18 protein-coding genes and 1 pseudogene are annotated in these 21,194 nt (G+C 73.7%); 2 read left to right on the plus strand and 17 right to left on the minus strand.

The genetic code is table 11. The features are described 5' to 3' along the window. The first annotated feature begins 56 nt into the window (after nt 1-56). Nucleotides 57-1,580, plus strand: coding sequence for a fatty acid--CoA ligase family protein (locus tag AB0946_RS28715; protein WP_366763551.1), 1,524 nt, complete (start codon nt 57-59; stop codon nt 1,578-1,580). 110 nt (nt 1,581-1,690) lie between these two features. Here AB0946_RS28715 and AB0946_RS28720 read toward each other — a convergent pair whose 3' ends face one another. The 16 genes and pseudogenes from AB0946_RS28720 to AB0946_RS28795 all read right to left on the minus strand — a co-directional run bounded on the left by AB0946_RS28720 (nt 1,691) and on the right by AB0946_RS28795 (nt 19,306). Next, nucleotides 1,691-2,302, minus strand: a complete 612-nt coding sequence (locus AB0946_RS28720) for a sugar O-acetyltransferase (RefSeq protein ID WP_366763553.1) — start codon at nt 2,300-2,302, stop codon at nt 1,691-1,693. A 571-nt stretch (nt 2,303-2,873) separates the two neighbouring features. Continuing rightward, a pseudogene (locus tag AB0946_RS28725) lies at nt 2,874-2,993 on the minus strand (2-hydroxyacid dehydrogenase); the annotation flags it as partial. A gap of 99 nt (nt 2,994-3,092) precedes the next feature. After that, nucleotides 3,093-4,319: a cytochrome P450 gene (locus AB0946_RS28730; RefSeq protein WP_366763554.1), complete on the minus strand. Its 1,227-nt coding sequence runs from the start codon at nt 4,317-4,319 to the stop codon at nt 3,093-3,095. Nucleotides 4,320-4,455: 136 nt separating this feature from the next. After that, on the minus strand, nt 4,456-5,529 hold the full coding sequence (locus AB0946_RS28735) for a sugar kinase (protein ID WP_366763555.1): 1,074 nt from the start codon (nt 5,527-5,529) through the stop codon (nt 4,456-4,458). Next, nucleotides 5,526-6,428, minus strand: a complete 903-nt coding sequence (locus tag AB0946_RS28740; protein ID WP_366763556.1) for an SMP-30/gluconolactonase/LRE family protein — start codon at nt 6,426-6,428, stop codon at nt 5,526-5,528. Before AB0946_RS28740 ends, AB0946_RS28735 begins: the two co-directional genes overlap by 4 nt. Then, a complete protein-coding gene (locus AB0946_RS28745; RefSeq protein WP_366763557.1) occupies nt 6,425-7,057 on the minus strand; it encodes a bifunctional 4-hydroxy-2-oxoglutarate aldolase/2-dehydro-3-deoxy-phosphogluconate aldolase in 633 nt (210 codons plus the stop codon). Before AB0946_RS28745 ends, AB0946_RS28740 begins: the two co-directional genes overlap by 4 nt. A gap of 23 nt (nt 7,058-7,080) precedes the next feature. Beyond that, nucleotides 7,081-7,935, minus strand: coding sequence for a hypothetical protein (locus tag AB0946_RS28750; protein ID WP_366763558.1), 855 nt, complete (start codon nt 7,933-7,935; stop codon nt 7,081-7,083). A gap of 5 nt (nt 7,936-7,940) precedes the next feature. After that, nucleotides 7,941-9,086 carry a galactonate dehydratase gene (gene dgoD, locus AB0946_RS28755; RefSeq protein ID WP_366763560.1) on the minus strand — a complete coding sequence of 382 codons (1,146 nt, stop codon included), beginning with the start codon at nt 9,084-9,086 and terminating at the stop codon, nt 7,941-7,943. Continuing rightward, nucleotides 9,083-9,820 (minus strand): FadR/GntR family transcriptional regulator, encoded by a 738-nt coding sequence (locus AB0946_RS28760; protein WP_366763561.1) that lies wholly within the window; start codon nt 9,818-9,820, stop codon nt 9,083-9,085. The genes dgoD and AB0946_RS28760 overlap by 4 nt, the downstream gene beginning before the upstream one ends. Before the next feature lie 109 nt (nt 9,821-9,929). Continuing rightward, nucleotides 9,930-10,700 carry a glucose 1-dehydrogenase gene (locus tag AB0946_RS28765; RefSeq protein WP_366763563.1) on the minus strand — a complete coding sequence of 257 codons (771 nt, stop codon included), beginning with the start codon at nt 10,698-10,700 and terminating at the stop codon, nt 9,930-9,932. A gap of 48 nt (nt 10,701-10,748) precedes the next feature. Further along, nucleotides 10,749-12,848, minus strand: coding sequence for an alpha-galactosidase (locus tag AB0946_RS28770; protein ID WP_366763564.1), 2,100 nt, complete (start codon nt 12,846-12,848; stop codon nt 10,749-10,751). Next, entirely contained in the window at nt 12,845-13,708 is an 864-nt protein-coding gene (locus AB0946_RS28775; protein ID WP_366763565.1) for a carbohydrate ABC transporter permease, read from the minus strand. Before AB0946_RS28775 ends, AB0946_RS28770 begins: the two co-directional genes overlap by 4 nt. After that, a complete protein-coding gene (locus AB0946_RS28780; RefSeq protein WP_366763566.1) occupies nt 13,708-14,643 on the minus strand; it encodes a sugar ABC transporter permease in 936 nt (311 codons plus the stop codon). The genes AB0946_RS28775 and AB0946_RS28780 overlap by 1 nt, the downstream gene beginning before the upstream one ends. 1 nt (nt 14,644) lies before the next feature. Continuing rightward, complete coding sequence (locus tag AB0946_RS28785) at nt 14,645-15,934, minus strand: extracellular solute-binding protein (protein WP_366763567.1); 1,290 nt, start codon at nt 15,932-15,934, stop codon at nt 14,645-14,647. Nucleotides 15,935-16,048: 114 nt separating this feature from the next. Further along, entirely contained in the window at nt 16,049-18,193 is a 2,145-nt protein-coding gene (locus AB0946_RS28790; protein ID WP_366763568.1) for a glycoside hydrolase family 27 protein, read from the minus strand. A gap of 198 nt (nt 18,194-18,391) precedes the next feature. Next, the gene (locus AB0946_RS28795; protein ID WP_366763569.1) at nt 18,392-19,306 is read right to left on the minus strand and encodes a GNAT family N-acetyltransferase; all 915 of its coding nucleotides are present in this window, start codon (nt 19,304-19,306) and stop codon (nt 18,392-18,394) included. 49 nt (nt 19,307-19,355) lie between these two features. Here AB0946_RS28795 and AB0946_RS28800 point away from each other — a divergent pair, with 49 nt between their 5' ends. Then, nucleotides 19,356-19,730 carry a hypothetical protein gene (locus tag AB0946_RS28800; RefSeq protein ID WP_366763570.1) on the plus strand — a complete coding sequence of 125 codons (375 nt, stop codon included), beginning with the start codon at nt 19,356-19,358 and terminating at the stop codon, nt 19,728-19,730. Between the two features lie 354 nt (nt 19,731-20,084). On the opposite strand, the gene AB0946_RS28805 is transcribed toward AB0946_RS28800, so the two are convergent. Beyond that, nucleotides 20,085-21,089, minus strand: coding sequence for a LysR family transcriptional regulator (locus AB0946_RS28805; protein WP_366763572.1), 1,005 nt, complete (start codon nt 21,087-21,089; stop codon nt 20,085-20,087). Nucleotides 21,090-21,194: the final 105 nt, after the last annotated feature.

The following is a 21,194-nucleotide window of genomic DNA, read 5'->3' on the forward strand; positions in this document are numbered from 1 at the left end:
TTTTCCAGTCATTCACACTGCCTTTACGTCGATTTCCGGCCCAGAGTGGAGACGAAGTGGACGAAAAGCCCGGGGAAGTCTTTCCACAAGCGCTCGTCGACGCCTTCCGCGACGCTCCGGAGCAGCCCGCTTTCGAGTACGGGGGACGCGTGGTCACCCGGGGGCAGGTGCTCGCGCTGATCGCCGGGTCCGTGCGAGGTCTGCGCGGTGCGGGCCTGACCGCCGGGTCCCACGTGGCCCTGGACACCGGTGTCACGCCGGAGGCGTTCGCCGTGCGCGTGGCGGCCCATGTCGTCGGCTGCCAGGTGGTGGCGCTGCGTCCCGGGCTGACCCGCGAGCACCTGCGCGACATCCTCGCCCGCGACGTCGACGCCGTCGTCACGGACGACGCCGCCGGCCGGCCGGAATTGGCCGCCCAGGCGGGCGACGTCCCGCTGCTGGACACCGGCGGCGCGTCATGGCCCCCGGCACCCGCCACGCCCGGCCCCGGCGACCTCACCGCCCGGGGCGACCGCGACGGCGTCGGCGTCATCCACCTGACCAGCGGCAGCACCGGCCGGCCCAAGGGCACGATGGTGACCTACGGCGCCCTGTCGGAGGACTGGGCCCTGCAACCCGCCCGCTGGACCGACCGCACCCGGCGCCTCGCCGCGCGGTACGCGCGCTTCCTGCTCTTCGGCACGCTCAGCAGCGCCGTCATGTTCGAACACCTCTGTCTGTCACTGCTCGGCGGAGGCACCGCGGTCATCCCGGACCAGCCCCTGCGGTTCCCGGAGGTCTTCGCCGACCACCGGGTCACCGCCTGCATGACGACGGTGCCACGCCTGTACGGCATCCTCGACGCCGTGCGCGAGCGGGCCGTGGACACGAGCAGCCTGCGCGCCCTCGTCGTGGCCGGCTCCCCGCTCGCCCCGCACCGGCTGACCGAGGCGGCAGAGCTGCTGGGGCCGGTGGTCCACCATGCCTACGGCCAGACGGAGACGGGCATGCTGACCGTCCTGGAACCGGAGGAGCTGGCGGCCGATCCCGGGCTCGCCGACAGCGTCGGACGCCCGCTCGACACGGTCGAGATGACCGTGCGGGACGCCGACGGGCGGGACCTCCCCACGGGCCGGACGGGCGAGGTGTGGGTCCGGCTGGCGGACGCGTTCAGCGGCTACTGGGAGGACCCCCGGGAGACCGCGGAGGTCCTGCGGGACGGCTGGGTCCGTACCCGGGACCTCGGCAGGCTCGACGCGCGGGGGTATCTGCGGCTGTCCGGCCGCACGCGCGACATCGTCATCGTCAACGCCGTCATCCACTACGCGGGCCCCATCGAGCGGGTGCTGGCCTCCCATCCCGACGTCGACCAGGCGTACGTCGTCGGGGTCCCGGACGACCGGACCGGCGAGGCGATCCACGCCTTCGTCGTCCCGCAGCCCGGGAACGTGCCGGACCCGGACGCGCTGCGCGAGCTGGTGGCCCGGGAACTCGGCGAGGCGTCCGTCCCGGCCGGCGTCGTCGGCATCACCGAGGTCCCCGTGGCCCCGAGCGGCAAGCCGGACAAGGCGGCGTTGCGCGCCTTGGCGCAGCGGCGCTGACGGGAACGAAGCGCCGCCCGGCCCGCCGGCCGACGGCCGCCGCAGGGCTAGGGTCTTTCGTTGGGATCCGGCCGGACCCCGCGAGCCCGGCATGATCCGAACGAGAGGCCCTAAGGGCCGGTCGTGCCTGTCGTGCGTGTGGCGAGGTCCGCCTCCGTGATCGGGCGGACCACCCGGCACGGGGTCCCGACCGCGACAGTCATCGGGGGGATGTCGCGGCTGACGACGCTGCCGGCGCCGATGACCGAGCCGTATCCGATGCGGACGCCCGGCAGGACCACCACGTTGCTGCCGATCCAGACCTTGTCCTCGATCACGATCGGTTCCGAGAACCGGCCGAAGTCGGCACGTCGCGCTGGGTGCACCGGGTGTCCCGTCGTGGTCAGGGTGACGCTGGGGGCGATCATGACACCGTCGCCGATGCGGATCTCGACGTCGTCGACGAACGTCAGGTTCACGTTGCCGAAGAAGTCGTCGCCTATGTGGACGTTGCTGCCGAAAGCCGCGTGGAACGGCGGGAGCAGCGCCGTGCGTTCACCGACCGAGCCGAAGATCGCGACGAGCAGCGCACGGCGCCTGTCCGTTCGGCCCGGAGGTGTGTGGTTGTACTCGAAGATCTCCTCGGTGCGGCGCCGAGGGGCCTGGAAGGCCGCTTCCGACTCGGTGTAGACCAGCCCCTTCGCGATCCGTGCCAGCACTTCGTCCTCGTGAGCCTGCGTCACTGCGGAAACGCTCCCCTCGTCCAGCCCTCGGGCACCGGCACGACGTCCCGGGCGCCTCGTGTCCACCGGTGTCCATCCTCGTTCAGCCGAACTCCGGTGAACACCACTCCAGATAGTGGGACGAGGGCGTGCCCACTCGCGCGATTCCGCGGTGATCACTTACGTTTCCGCAGGTCAGCCCGGAGCCGGGAGATCCGTTGGGGCACTGTGAGGCGGACCACATCCGCAGGTCTTCCGTCGCGAACCGCTGGAAGCGTAGGTTCCGTTTCACCCCGCGACGGCGTCTTCGCAGGCGCTGGTCCGCCACTCCCGGGGCGGCGGACCAGCGGGGGCCAAATCCGCGCACGGCCCAGACCGTGTGTCATGCCGTCACGGGCCGCACCAGCGTGTTGTCGCTGCCACGGCCCGCGAAGTAGTCCCCAGCACGTTGGCGAAGGTCATCAGCCTCGCAAGGCACTCGTCGGTCATCACCTCCAGCGACTGTCCCGGAAGAACACGCCGGCCTCCTCCTCGTACACGTCGAGCCCGACGCCCCTCCGAGCGCGAGGGCCCAGGCGAACTCGGCCACCGAGGTGCCGCCTGCGGCGAGGGCACGCAGCACCCCGGCGTCCAGGGTGTCGTTGACGCCGCTGATCACCACCTCGTGGCCGAGCGCGGTGGGCACGGTGTCCCGGTCCAGGAAGAGTCGAACGTCTCCAGGGGCTCCTCGTCGGGTCGTCTCCCGTCGTCTCGCGTCCACCGTGGGCCGTGACGGCGCCGGGGCACGGGGCCGAGGGGTACCGGACGGTGTTCAGGCCGGGCCGCCGGGGGTGAACGTGACGGGCAGCCGCGCCGGGCCACGCAGGCCGCCGGGGCGCCAGGCGAGCTCCGCCGGCGGCACGGCCAGGGCCAGGTCCGGCAGGCGGCGCAGGACCGTCCCGATGGCGACCTGGCCCTCCAGCCGGGCCAGCGGCGCGCCCAGGCAGTAGTGGATGCCGTGCCCGAAGGCCAGGTGGCCGTTGTCCCTGCGGGTGATGTCCAGCCGGTCGGGGTCCGGGAACCGGGCCGGGTCGCGGTCGGCGATGGCGGACGCGACGAGCACGGTCGCGCCGCGCGGGACGGTCACGCCGGCGATCTCGACGTCCTCGCGTGCGAAACGGGCGATGCCCGGACTGACCGGGCCGTCGTGGCGCAGGAACTCCTCGATCGCGTCCGGCAGCAGCTCCGGACGGTTCCGCAGCAGGATGAGCTGGCCGGGGTGGGTGAGCAGCGCGGCGATGCCGCCGGCGATCAGGTTGACCGTCGTGACGTAGCCCGCCACCAGCAGCAGGAACGTCATGGCGATCAGTTCGTCGTGGCTCAGCCGCTGCTCCTGGTCGTGGGCGTCGATCAGCGCGCTGAGGAGGTCGTCCCCCGGCCGGGCACGCTTGGCCGCGAGGTGCCGCGTCACGTAGGCGCGCATCCGGTGCCACGCCTCGTCGACCACGAGCGGGTCGGGCATCTCCTCCCCGCGGACGAGCATGGCGTCGGTCCACCGCTGGAAGTCGTACCGCTCGTCCACCGGCACGCCCAGCAGTTCGCCGATGACGGTGACCGGCAGGGGCAGCGCGAAGTCGGCCACGAGTTCGGCCCGGCCGGCCGGGACCACCGCGTCGAGGAGCCGGTCGGTGATCTCCTGGACCCGGGGCCGCAGCTCGGCGACCCGGCGTGCCGTGAACGCCTTCGACACCAGACGGCGCAGCCGGGTGTGGTCGGGCGGGTCGGAGCGCAGCATGGTGCTCGTCATCGACTCCCGCTCGAACTGAGGCAGCTGGGCGATGAGGCGGGGGTCCGAGGCGTCACGGACATCGCTGCTCAGCCGGGGGTCGGACAGGGCGGCGAGTCCGTCCTCGTAGCGGGTGACCAGCCAGGCGTCCAGGCCGCCGGCGATGATCGCGCGGCGGACGGGGCCCTCCTCGCGGAGGCGGCGGTAGAGGGGGAAGGGGTCCGCCACGAAGGCCGGATCGGCGTAGGGGAGAAGGACTGGCTGCTGGCTCATCGTGCCTCCCGGAACGGGCAGCGACCGTATGCGGGTGTTTGTCAGTGTCCATAGGTGTATACCCGATTTCACGTACATCCGGATTATCCGGCGGGCTGATGGCCTGCTCCCGCGGCCGGCAGCGGTGACGCGCCGGTCAGTGGACGGTGCCGTCCGGTGCGTACCCCGGGCACGGGGGCGTTCCCCCCTGCGTCTGGGCGAGTGCCTCCCACTCCGGGTCCGGCAGGGTGAGGAGCCGTTCGATCCGGGCCGGCGCGGGCAGGGGGCCGTGGTCTCCTGTCACCCGCAGCGCCGACACCGCCGTGATGTGTCCCAGCCGGAGCGCCTGCGCCGTCGTGCGGCTCCTCAGCAGGCCCGCGAGGAAGCCCGCGGCGAAGGCGTCCCCGGCGCCCACCGGTTCGACCACCGCCGTCCGCAGCGCCGGCACGGTGTACACGCCGTGGTCGGTGACGGCGGTGGCGGCGCGGGCGCCGTCCTTGACGACGAGGACACGGGGATGCGGCAGCAGGTGCCGTACGTCGGTGACCGTCAGGTCCTCGCCCCACAGGCCCTGGGCCTCGTCGAGGCCGACGAAGACGATGTCGGCCCGGTCGGCCAGCCGGCGCAGCACGGTGGCCGCGGTGCCGTCGGGCCACAGGGCGGGGCGGTGGTTGACGTCGAAGCTGACCGCGTGGGAACGCGCGTCCACCGCAGTGGTCAGGGCCTTGGTGACCAGTTCCCGGCAGGAGGGCGACAGCGCCGGGGTGATGCCGGTGAGGTGCAGCAGGGCCGCCGAGCGCACGGGTTCCTCGTCCAGCAGGTCCGGGCCGAGCGCGGAAGCGGCCGAACCGGACCTGTAGTAGTGCACGCGCGTGCCGGCGGTGGAGGCCGGGCTCTTCACCAGCAGACCCGTGGGGTGGTGGGGGTCGGTGCGGACGTGCGAGACGTCGACGCCCGCGGCGGCCACCGTGGCGCGGACTCGTCTTCCCAGCGGGTCGTCGCCCAGCGCCGAGACCCAGGAGACCGGGACGCCGTGGTCGGCCAGGTACATGGCCACGTTCGACTCCGCGCCCGCCACCGACAGGCCCAGCCGCGCGGCCCGCTCCAGTGGTTCCGGCGGATCGGGCACCAGGGCCGCCATCGTCTCGCCGACGCACACCACGTGCCCGGCGGGGCGCCACGGCCGTCCCGCCGCGGTTTCCGTCGTGGTTCCCGTGGCGGCTCCGGTCATGAGGGTTCCCTTCCGGATGCCTGGCCCGCTCGCAGGAGGGAGGCAGTCGGCCGGTAGGACGCGGCCGGGCTGCCCGGCACCTCGACCCGGACGCTGAAGACGGCGCCGTCGTACGGCCCGGGCGCGTCGAGGCCCAGCCGAGCGGTGGTGATGTGCAGGAGGTCTCCCTCCAGGCACACGCCGGCCGGCCGGCTCGCGGGCAGCCGCAGGGTGCGGTCCGGCGTGCCGTCGGGAAGGTGACGGCGTACCGTCCCGGTGCCCCAGACGGCGATCCACACGGCGCCTTCCGCGTCGATCGCCATCCCGTCGGGACTGCCGTCGTCCACGGTGACGAAGACCTCGGGCGTGCCGAGCCGGGCGGTCCGCGGGTCGACCGGATAGCGGCGGACGACACCCCGGGCGCTGTCGGCCAGGTACATCCAGCGCCCGTCCGGGGTGAACACCGGGCCGTTGGGCACGGTGACGCCGTCCAGGACGCGTTCGACCGTGCCGTCGTGGTCGACGCGGTAGAGGGCACCGGCGTCCTCGTCGGCGTCGTAGCCCATGCTGCCCGCCCAGAACCGGCCCGAGGGGTCGGCCACGGCGTCGTTCATGCGCCTGCGCGGTACGGAGCCGTCCTCCGGGCGGGCCAGCCAGCGGGTGGCGCCGTCGGGGTGCAGCAGGCAGAAGCCGGTTCCCGCGGCCGCGATCCAGGTGCCCGGGAGACCGGCCACCGGGGCGACCGCCCCCAGCGGGACCGGGAGGTGCGCGACGGTCCGCAGCGGGGCCGTGGGATCGTCCGGGGCCGAAAGGAGGCGGCCGGCGAGGAGGTCCACGAGGACGACCCCGGTGCCGGTCCAGCGGATGCCCTCACCGAGTTCGAGGCGGTCGGGGCGGGTGGGGCGGGGCTCCGCGGTCACGGCGCCACCTCCCGTACGGCGGTGCGGAAGGCGCGGGCGCGGCTCCTGAGCGCTTCGAGGCTGCCGCCGTCGGCGGCGTCGCCGACGAGCGGGGAACCGACGCCGACCGCCGCCGCACCCGCGGCGAGGCAGGCGCGGGCGACGGCCTCGTCGACTCCGCCCACGGGGACGAACGCGGCGTCGGGGAACGGTCCGCGCAGGGCCTCCAGGTACGCCGCTCCCCCGGCCTGGGCGACCGGGAAGATCTTCAGTGCCGCCGCGCCCATGCTCCGGGCGGCGATGACGTCGGTCGGGGTGAACACACCGGCGAGCACCGGCAGGCCCAGGTCGTGTGCCGCGGGCACGGCTTCACCCAGTCCGGGTGTGACCACGAACGTCGCCCCCGCCCGGTGGGCGGCACGCGCGTCGCCGGCGGTCAGGACCGTGCCGGCGCCCAACGGGCGGTCCGGGCCGAGGAGTTCCCGGGCCCGCGCGATGACGGCGAGGGCGTCCGTGCCGCTGAGCGACACCTCGATGAGGTCGATGTCCTCCTCGGCCAGGGTCAGTACGGTGCGCAGCGCGGCGTCGGCGTCACGTCCACGGACGATGGCCAGCAGCCGGTGCGCCGAGAGGGCGGCGGGCAGATCCACGAACCGGTCTCCTTGCTGGGGGTTCAGGGGCAGCGGCAGGCGGTGGTGAGCGTCAGCCGCCAGTGCGCCTCTCCGGTGGCGGGCACCTCGGCGGCGTCGCCGGGGCCGGCGTCGGCGAGGTCGAAGACACGGCCGAGCATCGGCTCGACGCCCGTGCTGCGGTAGGGGTTCGCCTCGGGGAAGCCGCCGAGGTTGCGCCACAGCGCGATCGACACGGGCTGCCCGGTCCCGCGCTGCCCGCCCCCCGGCCGGGCGGCCGCGGTGTCCCCGGCCACCCGCACGCTCAGGGACAGCCGGTCGCGGCCGTCGTGCACACAGCACAGGTGGGTGTCCACGACGGCTCCCACCGCTGTGCCGTCGTCGGGGCCGAGCCGTTCGAGGGCCAGTCCGCGCGGGGCGGGCCAGGCACCCGCGAGCCAGGGCGCGCCTTCGGGCCACGGCTCGGTCAGCAGCGGGGCGGCCTCGGGGAACAGGCGGGTGGTCGCGCCGGCGGTCATGTGGAGGGTGGCGTGCTCGGAGAGGTCGAGCAGGGCGTGGGCCGCCCAGAGGAAGCGGAAGCCCGGTTCGGCGGCCAGCGTGTAGTCGGCCACCACGCCGTCGGGTGTGGCGCGTACGGTGCGGGTCAGGGTGAAGGCGTCGCAGTGCACCCGCTCGGTGTCGCCGTCCCGGGTCCACGGGCGGGACCAGGCGTCGCCGTGGTCGGGGCGGCCACGGACGGTGGGCACGCACTCCTCCAGCCCCCCGGCGTCGACGAACGCGTCACCGGGGACGACCGTGTCCCGTTCCGGTGCGGGGCGGTGCCAGAGCCATTCGCGGCCGTCCGCGCGCAGTGAGGTCCACCGGCCGCCGTGGGCGGGGTCGGTGACGACGTCGAGCACGCGGTTCACCATTCCGCGAACGAGCCGTCGGGGTGCCGCCACACGGGGTTGCGCCAGGCGTGCCCGCCGCGGTCCGCGGCGCGTACGGCCGCTTCGTCCAGGGTGATGCCCAGGCCCGGGGCGTCGTTGCGGGGGGCGTGACCGGCGACGAACCGGAACGGTTCGGGGTCGGCGAGGTAGGAGAGGAGGTCGGCGTCCTTGTTGTAGTGGATGCCGCGACTCTGCTCCTGGATCAGGAAGTTCGGGGTGGCGAAGGCGATCTGGAGGCTGGCGGCGAGGGCGATGGGACCGAGGGGGCAGTGCGGGGCGAGCTGGGCGCCGAAGGTGTCGGCGAGGGCGGCGATCCTGTGCACCTCGGAGATGCCGCCCGCGTGGGACAGGTCGGGCTGGGCGACGGCGATCCCCGCGGTGAGGACGGGCAGGAAGTCGCCGCGGGAGTAGAGGCGTTCGCCGGTGGCCAGCGGTACCGGACTGGCGGTGACCAGGCCGGGCAGCAGGTGGTTGTGCTCGGGGAGGACCGGCTCCTCCACGAACAGCGGGTGCAGGGGGGCCAGTTCGGCCAGGGCGCGGCGGGCGCCGGCGGCGGTGAAGCGGCCGTGGAAGTCGACGGCGACGTCCCGGTCGGGGCCGAGCACCTCGCGGGCCGCCGCCACCCGGGCCACGACGGCTGCCGTCTCGGCCGGGGTGGTGATCGGCGAGGTGGCCCCGGCGGCGTTCATCTTCACCGCCGTGAAGCCGGCCTCCACCTGGGCCGCTATCTGGTCGGTCAGCTCGGCGGGCTCGTCGCCGCCGACCCAGGCGTAGACCCGGACGCGTTCGCGCACGGGGCCGCCGAGGAGGGCGTGCACCGGTGCGCCGTAGGTCTTGCCCGCGATGTCCCACAGGGCCTGGTCGAGACCGGCGACCGCGCTGGAGAGCACGGGGCCGCCGCGGTAGAAGCTGCCCTTGGTGAGCACCTGCCAGTGGTCCTCGATGCGCAGCGGGTCCTTCCCGAGGAGCTGTTCGGCGAGGACGTCGACGGCGGCGCGGACCACTTCGGCGCGTCCTTCCACGACGGGTTCGCCCCAGCCGACCACGCCGTCGTCGGTCTCGATCCGGCAGAACAGCCAGCGCGGCGGTACCAGGAACGTCTCAATGCGGGCGATCTTCACTTGCCGCCGGTGCCTTTCGTGTCGTCGGGGCCGTCGATCCGGTCCAGGTCGCGCCCGGCCTGTTCGAGCAGGGCGTGCATGGCGGCCTCGGCGGCCCGCGGGTCCTGGTCGCGTACGGCGTCCAGGACGGCGCGGTGGGCGGGGACCGGGTCCTCGCTGTGCGGGGAGCTGTGGACCAGGCGGTCGCGGTGGGCGAGGCCGGACTCGATCACCATCTCCATGCGTTCCAGCAGTTCGTTGTGGGTGGCGGCGAGCAGGGCGCGGTGGAAGGCGAGGTCGGCGTCGACGGCGTGGCCGGGGTCGGTGTCGTGCTCCCCCATCGCCGCGAGGGCGGCGTCGAGGGCCGCGAGGTCGTCGTCGGTGCGGCGCTGGGCGGCGAGGCGGACGGCGGCCGGCTCGATGATGGAGCGCACCTCGGCCAGGTTGCGCAGCAGCGCCCGGTCGGTCTCGCCGGCGCCGGCGCCCTCGAACCGCCAGCGCAGGACGTCGGCGTCGAGGAGGTTCCAGTCCGCGCGGGCCCGGACGAAGGTGCCGCGCTTCTGCCGGGCGTCGACCATGCCCTTGGCGGCCAGTACCTTCAGGGACTCGCGCAGGGCGGTGAGGCTGACGTCCAGTTCGCTCTGCAGCGCCACCAGGTCGAGCGTGGCCCCCTCGGGGATCTCGCCGCCCAGGATGCGGCGGGCCAGCGCCTCCACCGTCTGGCCGTGCACGCCGCGGCGGGCGTAGGGCGTCATGTCGTACAGCCTTTCTCTCGGGATGCGCACGGGTCGGACGGATCCGGATGCGCACGTGTCGGACGAGTATGGCCGGGTGCGCACGGGTCGCGTGAGCGGACGGCGGTGGTCATGCGGACGCCTTGGTGACGCTCCAGCCCCCGTCGACGACGAGGTGCGCGCCGGTGACGAAGGAGGCCTCGTCGGCGCCGAGGAAGGCGATGGCCGCGGCGACCTCCTCGGGGGTGCCGAAGCGGCGGGCGGCGGTCGCGGCGACGCTCAGCTCGCGTTCCTCGGGCGGCACCCGGTCCCAGGCCGCCGTCAGCACCGGTCCCGGCAGGACGGCGTTGACGCGCACCTCGGGGCCGTACTCGACGGCGAGCTGGCCGCACAGGGAGAGCAGCGCGCCCTTGGAGGCCGCGTAGGCGGGGTGGCCGGGGATGCCGGCGTGGGCGTGGACGGAGGAGGTGAGCACGACCGCTCCCCGGCGCGAGCGCAGGTCGGGCAGGACGGCCCGGAAGCCGAGGAAGGCGGCGGTGAGGTTGACGGACAGCTGCCGCTGCCAGGAGGCGAGGGTCATCTCGTGGGCCGGGGTGACGTCGACGGTGTAGGCGTTGCTGACCAGCAGGTCGACGGGCCCGTGGGCGTGGGCGGCGGAGACGATCCGCTGCCAGTCCCGTTCGGCCGAGACGTCGGCCCGTACGAAGCGGGCCCGGCCGCCGTCCTCGGTGATGCGCGCGGCCACGGCCTCGCCGGGTTCCTCGGCGATGTCGGCGAGGACCACGGTGGCGCCCTCCCGGGCGAGGCGTTCGGCGGTGGCGGCCCCGATGCCGGAGGCGGCTCCGGTGATCACGGCCGTGCGGCCGGTGAAGCGGGCGCCGTGCCGTCGTGCGGGATCCATGAGGCGGGGCTCCTTCTCGTCTGGGTGGCTTGCGGCGTGCGGGTGCGGCTACTGCCGTGTCAGTACCACCAGGTCGGCGTCGTGGCCGGCGGTCCACGCGCAGGGCAGCCCGTAGTGGAGCAGATGGGCGCCGCTGTACGTGGTCGCGGTGGCGGCGTCCCGGTAGGCCGCCGTGGGGTCCAGGCCGCGCAGCCGCAGCCGGGCGGGGCGGCCCGGCACGAGCGGGGCGCCGTCGAGCCGGCCGGTGCTGAAGGCGGCGACGACGGTACGGCGTCCGTCGGGCGCGTCGTACTGCACTCCGCAGGTGGCGTCCTCGGGCGAGCCGAGCAGACGGGCGTCGCCGTGGTGGACGACGTCCCGCACCTCCTTGTACCGGGCGATCCAGCCGGCTGCCTCGGCGCGCTGCTCCGGCGTCCAGGTCCGCAGGTCGGCGCCGATGCCGAGGACGCCGCACATGGCGGTGACGAACCGGAAGGCGAGGCTGCGCGGGCGGGGGTCGAAGACGCCGGGGGCGTCGGTGACCCAGGAGCTCATCACGTGCGGGGCGTGGGCGTGCAGGAAGCCGTGCTGGACGCGGAGCCGGTCCAGGGGCGCGGTGTTGTCGCTGGGCCAGACGACGTCGGTGCGCGCGAGGGTGGCGTGCTCGATCCGGCCGCCGCCGCCCGCGCAGCCCTCGACGGTGACGTGGGGGTGCGCGGTGCGCAGGTGGTCCAGGACGCGGAGGTAGCCGTGGACGTGCTCGGCGTCGAGGTCCAGCCGGTCCGCGGGGCCGGCGCCCGGACGGCCGCGCTCGGTCGGCGGGCGGTTCATGTCCCACTTCAGGTAGTCGATGGCGTGGCCGGTGAGCAGCCGGTCGAGGGTGGCGAGGACGAAGTCCTGCACGTCGGCGCGGCCGAGGTCGAGCAGGAGCTGGTTGCGCACGCGGCGGGCCGGGCGGCCCTCGATCCGGTAGACCCACTCGGGGTGTTCGGCGTGCAGGCGGCTGCCGGGGCTGACGGCCTCGGGTTCGATCCACAGGCCGAAGTCCAGCCCGAGGGCGCGGACGTCGTCGACGAACCGGTCGAAGCCGTGCGGGAAGGCCGCCGGGTCGGGGTACCAGTCGCCCAGCCCGCCGGTGTCGTCGGTGCGGCCGGTGAACCAGCCGTCGTCCACAACGAACAGCTCGGCGCCGAGGTCCGCCGCCGCCTTGGCCAGTTCCAGCTGGCTCTCGGCGTCGACGTCGAAGCCGGTGGCCTCCCAGGAGTTGTACAGGACCTTGCGGGGGCGGTGCAGGCGTTCGCCGGCGAGGCGGCGCTCGTAGCGGTGCCAGACGCGGGAGAGCCCGTCGAGTCCGTCCGGGCTGAAGGCGCAGGCGAGGCGGGGGGTGGTCAGCGTGTCGCCGGGAGCCAGGTGTACCGCGCCCTCGTGCGGTACGCGTCCGGCGCGGACGCGTACGGCGCCGCCGGGCTCGGCCTGTGCGGTGATGTGCCAGTTGCCGGGCCATTCCAGGGCGATGCCGTAGGCGGGGGCGGGAGCGTCGTGCGGGGCCGTCGCGTCCTGGACGGCGAGCCAGGGCGCGTACGCGTGACCGGGCACGCCCTGGGTGCTGCCGATGGTGAAGGTGCCCCGGGCCAGGTCGAGTCGCGTGTGCTGGAACTCCTGCGACCACTGGCCGGCCAGGTACGTCAGCCGGGCGGCGGTGGTGACCGGGATGTCCACGGCGGCGGAGTCCAGCCGCTCCAGCCGCAGTTCCGCCTCGCCCGTGCAGGTCAGTTCGGTCCAGCGGTGCAGGACGTCGGTGCCGGGCACGGTGGCGTAGCACTGGGTGGTGCGCAGGCCGAGGACGGCGTCGGTGAAGGTGAGCCGGAGGGTGCCGGGCTCCTCGTCGGCGCCCTCGAAGCTCCACCACACGCCGCGCTCGGAGCCGGGCCGGGCGGCGACGAGATCGGCTCCGGTGAACGGGCGCAGTCCGTGCGGCACGTATTCCGCGGGGGCGGCGTCCGCCGGGGTGATGAAGTGGGTGCGGTGGGACCGGTCCAGCACCGGCGGCCCGTCCTCCACGCCGTGCGGTCCCCACGCGTGGAGTTCCGCCCAGGGGCCGTCCGGGGAGAGCCGGACGGTGTAGCTGGTGTGCTCGGTGCGCAGCGTCCAGCGCTGGTGCGGGGTCACTTCACCGCTCCGAGGTTGAGGCCGGCCACGAAGTGGCGCTGGAAGCGGAGGAAGACGGCCACGGTGGGTGCGGCGGCGATGACGGACCCGGCGGCGATCACGTTCCACATGGACACGTACTGGCCCTGGAGGCCGATGAGCGCGGCGGTGATCGGCATCCTGCTGTCGCTGCGCAGGACGGTGATCGCCCACAGCAGGTCGTTGAAGATCCAGGTGAAGGACAGGGCGCTGAGCGCGGCGAGCGCGGGCCGGGTGAGCGGGAGGATGACGCGCCAGAAGATCTGCCAGGGGCCGGCGCCGTCGACGACGGCGGCCTGCTGGATCTCGACGGGGATCGCGCGCATGAAGCCGTGCAGGACGAACACGTAGAAGCCGACCCCGAAGCCGATCTGTACGCCGATCAGGGCGGGCAGGGTGTCGTACACGCCCATCATCTCGCTGAGCTTGGCGACCGGGACGAGCAGGATCTGCGGGGGCAGCAGGTTGCCGCCGAGCATGAGCAGCAGCAGGCAGCGGCGGAAGGGCATCTCGTAGCGGCTCAGGCCGAACGCCGCCATGGCGGCCAGGGCGAGGGTCACCAGGACGCAGGGGACGGTGACGACCAGGCTGTTGATCAGGGCGCGTTGCTGGCCGCCGTCGACCCAGGCCTGCCGGAAGTTGTCCAGTGTGAAGGAGCGGGGCCAACTGCCCAGGCCGTGCGCGGCGATGTCGTCGAAGGACCGCAGGCTGGTGACCACGACCAGGAGGACGGGCAGCAGCCACAGGACGGCCAGGGCCCCGGCGCCGAGGTGGAAGCCGGCGGTGGCGGCCCGCCGGCGGCGCAGCGCGCGGGCGGACGTGTGCGTCTGCGCGGCGGACATCAGTCGGCCTCCCTGAAGGCCCGGACCAGGTAGGAGGCGATGACCCCGAAGGCCAGCAGGAAGATGACGACGGCCAGGGCGGAGCCGTACCCGAGGCGCAGGGACTGGAAGGCGGTGGAGTACATGTAGGTGCTCAGCAGTTCGGAGGAGTGGTAGGGGCCGCCGCGGGTCAGCGACCAGACCACGTCGAAGGAGCGCAGCGAGTCGATGATGATGACGGACACCACGACGGCGTTGACACCGCGCAGCTGAGGGAGCGTCACATGGCGGAAGCGCTGCCGGCGGCCGGCGCCGTCGACCTTGGCCGCCTCGTACAGGGCCGGGTCGATGCCCTTCAGGCCGGCGAGGTAGAGGACCATCACGTAGCCGATCTGCCGCCACAGGGCGGGCACGATCACCGCGTACAGGGCGGTGTCCTGGTCGGCGAGCCAGGCGTGGCGCAGGCTGTCGAGGCCGACGGACTCCAGGAGGCGGTTGAGCACGCCGTCGGGCTGGTAGACGGCCTGCCAGACCAGGGCGGTGGCCACCAGGGAGAACACGACGGGCAGGAAGAGGGCCGCGCGGTAGAAGCCGACGCCCCGGCGTTCCTGCTGGAGCAGCAGGGCGGCGGCCAGGCCGAGTACGGCGGACAGGCCGCCGAAGAGGAGCAGCCACAGGACGGTGTGGCCGGTGGCGCTGCGGAAGACGTCGTCGCCCGCCATCTCGCGGAAGTTGCCCAGGCCGACGAACTTCGGCGCGGAGACGCCGTCCCAGCTGGTCAGGGCGAGGTAGAAACCCTGGAGCGCGGGCCAGAAGACCCAGACGGCCTCGGCGAGCAGGGGGACGAGGACGAAGGCGAGGACCAGCGGGGGTGTGCGGCGCGGGCCCCGGGCCCGGTGGCCCCGGGGCGGCGTCGGGGCCGGGGACTCGCGGTGCGGTGCGGTCAGGACGGCCATGTCAGGCGTTCCAGATCTTCTCGGCGTCGCGCTGCCAGTCCCGGAGGATGCCGCCGATGTCCTTCGGCCGGGCGATGAACTTCGTGAGCGCGGTGTCGGCGGTGGGCTGGAGGGCGTCGCTGGAGTCGCGGTTGAAGAACTGGGTCAGCTCGGCCGCCCGCTCGATGTGCTCGCGGCCCTTCTTCACCAGCGCCGTGCCCGCGTCCTTGGCGTCGGGGTTGCAGGGCAGCACGGTCCCGGACGAGCCCTTGATGTAGATCTCCTGCGCCTCGGCGGTGGCGAGGTACTTCATCAGGTCGGCGACCTGGTCGCGGCGTCCGGTGCGGGCGCTGGCGAAGTAGCCGTCGGTCGGGGCCTCTTCGGCGAGGGGGATCTTGGGGTCGATGACGGGGAAGCGGAAGAAGTCGATGTCGTCGAGGGCGTTCCTGGGGGCGGCGTCGGCGAAGAAGGTGCCGATGAGCATCATGCCGGTGCGGCCGTTGAGCAGGGCGGTGCCGGCGTCCTGGAAGGCCAGGGCGGTGCCGTCGGGGTCGAAGTACGGCAGCACCTCCTGCCAGCGGTCGAAGACCTTGCGCACCTCGGGGTCGTCGAAGCGGTGCCTGCCCGCGAGGAGTTCGCGGTGGTAGGCGGCGCCGTTGACGCGGATGTCGAGGTAGTCGAACCACGCCGAGGCGACCCATGGGGTGTTGCCGCCGGCGCCGAGTCCGATCGGCGCCACGCCCTTGGACTTGAGCTTGTCGCACAGGTCGAGGAACTCGTCCCAGGAGGAGGGTGCGCTGACGCCCCACTTGGCGAAGTTCGACTTCCGGTAGAACATGCCCCACCAGTAGTAGGTGGTGGGCACGAAGACCTTCTTCCCGGAGCTCGCGGTGCACAGGCTGTTCAGCGCCTTGGAGTACCGCTTGAGGTCGGGCGAGGCGTTCCAGACGTCGTCGAGGTCGAGGAGCAGGTTCTTCCTGGCGTAGGCGTCCGCCACGGAGCCGGGGTACCAGGTGTACACGTCCGGCGGGTTGGCCGAGGTCAGGTAGGTCGGCAGCTGGGTGCGGAAGGTCTCGGCGGCCACGGTGTTCAGGCTGGCGCGGCCCTCGCCCTTCTTGGCGTAGGCGGCGACGAGGTCCTCCATCGCGGCCTTGGCCTGCGGTGCGGACAGGTTGGACTGGAGGGTCACCGGGCCCTTGGAGGAGGACTTCGCGGTGGAGGCGGAGGTGACGCAGCCGCTGAGCAGGGCGGTCGCTCCGGCGGCTCCGAGTCCGGCGAGGAAGTGCCGGCGGCCGGGCAGGTGGTTCGTCATTCAGGCTCCCTGTGGATCCGCGCGGCGGGGCCGGCCCCTGTGGACGGCCGGGCCCCGTTCGCGGCGGATCCAGAGTCGCGTGGCGGTCCCGCCACGTCAATAATAATTACTAATTTATTTGAACTGGGTTCTGTGGACGGAGCCGTCGACGCCGCGGTACACCGCGTCGACCGAGCCGTCCGGGCCTTCGACGGCCCCGAGCGAGCCGTCGAAGGCCGCGCTGGGGAACTCCTGCCGTTTGGTCCAGCCCCGCCAGGCGCCATCGTCGTACCGCTGCTGCCAGAGGGTGTAGTCGGCCGCCCGCGCGTACAGCACCACGGCGTCCCCCACGGCGACGAGCGTCGGACTGCCGCTCACCGTGCCACCGAGCGAACTCCATCCGGACCACTGGCCCGACTGGTCCCGCGAGGTGGTCCACACGTCGTCCGCGGCGGTGCGTACGGCGACGTGGACGCGCCCGTCGGCGCCGACGACCGCGGACGGCCTGCCGTACACCGGCCGGCCGCCGGGCGTGCCGAGCGACGACCAGCCGGACGAGGGGTCGCGCCGCACGACGCCGCCGTCGGCACCGCGCGCGACGAGGGTCCAGTGCGCGGGATCGGTGAAGGCCACGGTCGGCGCGTCGGTCAGGCTCCCGCCCAGGTCCTGCCAGTCGCCCCAGCGCCCGCCGGAGAAGATCCTGCGGTAGGCGTGGTCGTCGGTACCGCGGACGAAGACGTCGATACGGCCGCCGGCGGAGGCGTAGGCGGCCGGCTGGCCGAGGATCCGTCCGCCGGCCGGGCCCGCGAGGTCCCTGGTCCGCGCCGGACGCGCGCCGTCCGCCGTGTGCTGGACGAGAGTGCCGCCCGGTCCGCGGAAGAAGGTGGTCAGCGTGTCGCCGTCGCGCACCACGGCCGGGCTGGCCGAGGTCTTCCGTCCGAGGCTCGTGCCGGGCAGCGCGTCCTGCCCGGTGAGCCTGAGGAAGGCGGTGCCGTGGGCGGGGACCTCCACGGTGTACGACCCCGTGTGCGTGCCGCGGTCGGCGCGTGCGCGCAGGTCGCGCACCGTGACGGCCCCGCCGAGGGCGACGTCGGTGAAGCGCACGGTGCGCTCGGCCGGCTGGTCGGAGCGGTTGAGGAGGACGACCGCGCGCTCGCCGCGTCCGGACAGGACCTTGCTGTAGACGTCGCCGGCGGAGTCCGTGGCGACCCGGACCCCCTGGATGCCGAGCGGGTCCTGGTCGACGGCGACGATCTCCGGGTTGCGGAGCGTGGCGATCATCGACGGCGTCAGGGTGCGCGGATCGGAACCGAGGACGAGCGGGGAGGCCATCTCGGCCCACATCACGAACTGGGTGGTGGACTCCTCCTGTGTCAGCTCCAGGGTGCCGTCGGCCATGCGGCGCATGGGGATCAGGTAGTCCGGGTCGTTGTAGTGGCCGGGGCCCTGGGCCTCCGGGTGCCAGGCGTTGGCGTCCATGTTGCGCAGGACGTTGGGCCACTGCCCCGGACTCGGCGTGCCCCAGGCGATGTCGGTGCCGGTGCGCCAGGAGTCCGCGATCGCCGGGGCGTAGGCGTAGGTGTTGTGCGCGTCCTGCTCGGGCGTGTGCGGCAGGCCCCAGTCGTCGGTGAGCGGGTTGCACAGGTTCAGCAGCATCTTCCGGCCCGACTTGGCGACGGCGTCGCTGAACTCCTTGAACGCGGGCCCCGGATCGAGCTTCTCGCCGATGCCGCACAGGAAGTCGACCTTGATCGCGTCGATCTTCCAGTCGGCGAACTGCCGTGCGTCCTCGGTGTAGTGGCCCCTGCTGCCGAGCCCGCAGCTCCTGCCGCCGTCGTAGGTACCGGCGTCGGTGTAGATCCCCGCGCGCAGGCCACGCCGGTGAAGGTAGGAGACGAGGGCGGGGATGCCGGACGGGAAGCGGTCCGGGTGCGCCACCAGCCGGCCCTGCGCGTCGCGGGGGTTGTCGGCCTGCCAGCCTCCGTCGAGCCAGACGATGTCGTAGCCGCTGTCGCGCAGACCGCTGCCGACCAGCTTGTCGGCGACCGCGCGCACCTCCTTCTCGGTGGGGGCGCCGAGTCCGTAGTACGTGTTCCAGCCCATGTAGGGCGTCGGGGCGAGACCGCTGTCGTAGGAGTCGGGCGCCCCCTGGTCCACCGCCGGGTCCGCGACGGCCGGGGGGACGGCCGCCGAAGCGAGGACGACCGTGATCGCGGCGGCGAGGGCCGGCTTGGTGTACCGGTGGCGCGGGGGGCTGTGCGTGGGCGACTGGGAAGTCACGTGCCTCTCCCGGGGGTTGGGAAGCGGGAAGGTGCGAGCCGGAAGCGTCCCTGCGGGAGGCCGGCGTCACGGCGAAGACTGTGGCGCGTGGCCGAAACCCTGTCAATATTAATTACTAATTTAGTAGCAGCAGAGGTGGATGCAGGTCCCGCCCCTCGCCCACGACTCGGGCCGGGGGCCGGGACCTCACCGCATCGGTCAGGCAGAGCCCTGGGGAAGGTCGAGGGTGCGCGATTCCTCCACGACCTGGTATCCGGCGCTCGTGTACAGGTTCATGGCCACCTCGTTGCCGCCCCACACGGTGAACATCAGCATCGAGTCACCGGCCGCGAGCGCGACCTGTTCGCCGGCCGCCATCGCACCCCGCCCGTACCCCTTGCCGCGGTGCCGCTCCTCGACGTGCAGCGAGTAGCCGTACGTCACTCCCGGCAGGTGTCCGTGCTTCAGCCAGCCGCTGCCGATCGGCTCGCCGGACGCTTCGAGCACCAGGACGCTGTTGTCGGGTGTGTCCAGGCCCTGGGGCAGCAGGTTCCCGAAGTCCCGGTCGGCCTTGCGCGCGGCCTCCTCAGGGCTCATGGCCCCCGACCGGACGATGTCGGCGACGTAGGCGGCCGTCTCGGAGGCGAGCCAGGCGGGGTATTCGGCCGGGGTCATCGGCCGTGCGGTGACGCCGTGCACCGGCTCGGGCGCCGGGCTGATGCTCCGCGCTCTGAGCTGGCCCCGGACGCCGTAACCCCCGAACAGGTCACCGGCGGGCCCGGTGAGCCGTATGCCCAGCCGGCGCGCACCACGCTCCGCGCACCACGCCTCGGCCCAGTCCCGGGCCGCCTCCTCGTACCCCCGGCCGGTGTGGGGGGCGTCGACACGGAGGTCCTGGATCTGGCCCACGAGGACACCGTGGTCGTCGGCCACGTCCACGGCCACGTGTCCCACCCGGGTCCCGGCGTCCGTGATCTCGGCGACGGTCCAGTCGCCGATGCGGGCGCGGATGTACTCCACCAGACGCTCGGCCGCGGGCAGGCTGAACCCGGCGGCCGTGTACGGAGCGTGGAGCCGCTGCTCGAAGTCCTTCTGCCAGGCGCTGCGGTCATCAAGGATGTTGAATGCTGTCATTTGATCACCTTAGAAGTCTTCCCGCGGCTGCGGCAGCGGGTCGCCGCCGGTGCGTGGCCCGGCGCGGGAGCCCGCGCGAGCGCTGCGGCGGCTCGTGGTGGCCGGACAGTGGCGTCCCGCCCCCGCGGACACCGAGGCGGCGGCCGTGCTGGACCGGCTCACCGCTCCGCCGCCGGTCCGGCGGGCCGCGGCGGCGCGGGCCATGGACCGCGAGCGGCGGCTCCGGCGCGTCCTGCGCACCGTCCTGCACCACCTCGACGCGGACGCCGTCAGCCCGTCGGCCGCCGCTCTCCCGGCGGCCGTCGCGCGGGCTCCGCCGCCCTGGCACGGCGTCCCGAACCCGCCGGTCGCGGCAGCCCCGAGGTACGGGCCGGAGTGGCGAGCTCACCGACCGAGGCGGGTGAGGCCCTCCACCCCGGTCTGACGGCGGTGTTCGGCGCCCTGGCCGCGCCGGGCCCTCCTGGTCTCCCCCCCGCTCACGCCGCCGGCCGAACCCCGGCAGGTCCGGTACGAGGGCCGGGTCCGGCGGCACGGCCGCCCCGCGCCCGGCGTGTGGACGGCCCGGACGGTGCACCGCCCGGGCCGCGGGGGTACGACGGGCCATGGACGGGAACCCGCGACTGGTCCCTGATCACGCCGGGCTGCCCGTGCGGGACCGTGGCCCGTGCCCACGGCCCGGCCTTCTGCGAGGCCCGGCTGGTGCTGCCGGATGTGTGACTGACGGTTCCGCGCGGCGCCGCACCCACCGACCGGGTGCCGGGCACCGGCCGGGGACGATTCACGTCAGTGCGTCGGCGGTTCCCGCGGCGGTGGCCCACCGGGCGCGCGAGGCACGACCCGCACGCGCGCCGCGCGGGTCCGCGTGCTTGAGCCACTCCCGGTAGGCCGGCGCCTCCCGGGCCACGGTCCAGTACGCCTCCTCCAACTCCGGGTAGGCCTCGTCCAGTTCTTCCTCGGTGCGGGCCGCCAGCAGCAGCCGTACCCCTATCGGGTCGCCCTTCAGCGGGCGGATCGCGAGGTCGGGGCGGGGATGGGCGGTCGGCTGGCTGATCGTGACGACCTCGCCGGTGGCGGCCAGTGAGTAGGCGGTGAGGTAGTCGCCGTGCAGCATCTCGGGGTTCAGGCCCGCGGCGCGCAGGACCCGGCTCAGGGCGTCCCACTCGCCGTCGACCGTGGAGTCGGCCATCCAGCGGTCGCCGGCGAGATCGGCGAGGCTCACCTCCGGCTGCGACGCCGCCGGGTGGTCCGCGGCGAGCGTGACGAACTGCGGTTCGCGCTCGACGAGCACCCGCAGGCTCAGGCCGGGCGGAATGCGCAGCGGGCTGCCCTCGACCTCGTGCACGAACGCCATGTCGAGCCGGCCGGCGGCGACCATGCCCAGCAGGGCGTTGGCGGACACGTTCATCTGGAGCGTCGGGCGGGAGCCGGGTCCGCGTGCCCTGAGCAGACGTAACCAGACCGGGATGGCCCGGCTCGCGGTGGCGCCGATGCGCAGCCGGAACCCGCCGGCGGCGCGGGCCGCCGCCGCCCTGGTCTCGGTGACGATCGCCGCGAACTCCGCGACCAGGGGCCTGGCCCGGCTCAGCACGGCGAGCCCGAGCGGGGTGGGACGGCAGCCGGTCCGGGTGCGTACGAAGAGCTGAGCACCGAGGGCGCGCTCGATGCGCCGCAGCTGTGTGCTCAACGAGGGCTGCGCCAGGCCCAGTTGACGTGCGGCTTTGTGCAGACTGCCGGTGTCGGCGATGGCGCACAGGACGCGCAGGTGCCTCACCTCCAGCTCCATGGGGGGAGCGTAAGGCGGCGCACGGCACCGCACCAGATGTTCAAGTGCCAACGAACAGGGACGAGTCGGCCCGCGATAGCCCCGGGCTATCCCCGATTGCCATCA

Source organism: Streptomyces sp. NPDC046870 (assembly GCF_040704595.1).
GTDB classification, from domain to species: Bacteria; Actinomycetota; Actinomycetes; order Streptomycetales; family Streptomycetaceae; genus Streptomyces; species Streptomyces argyrophylli.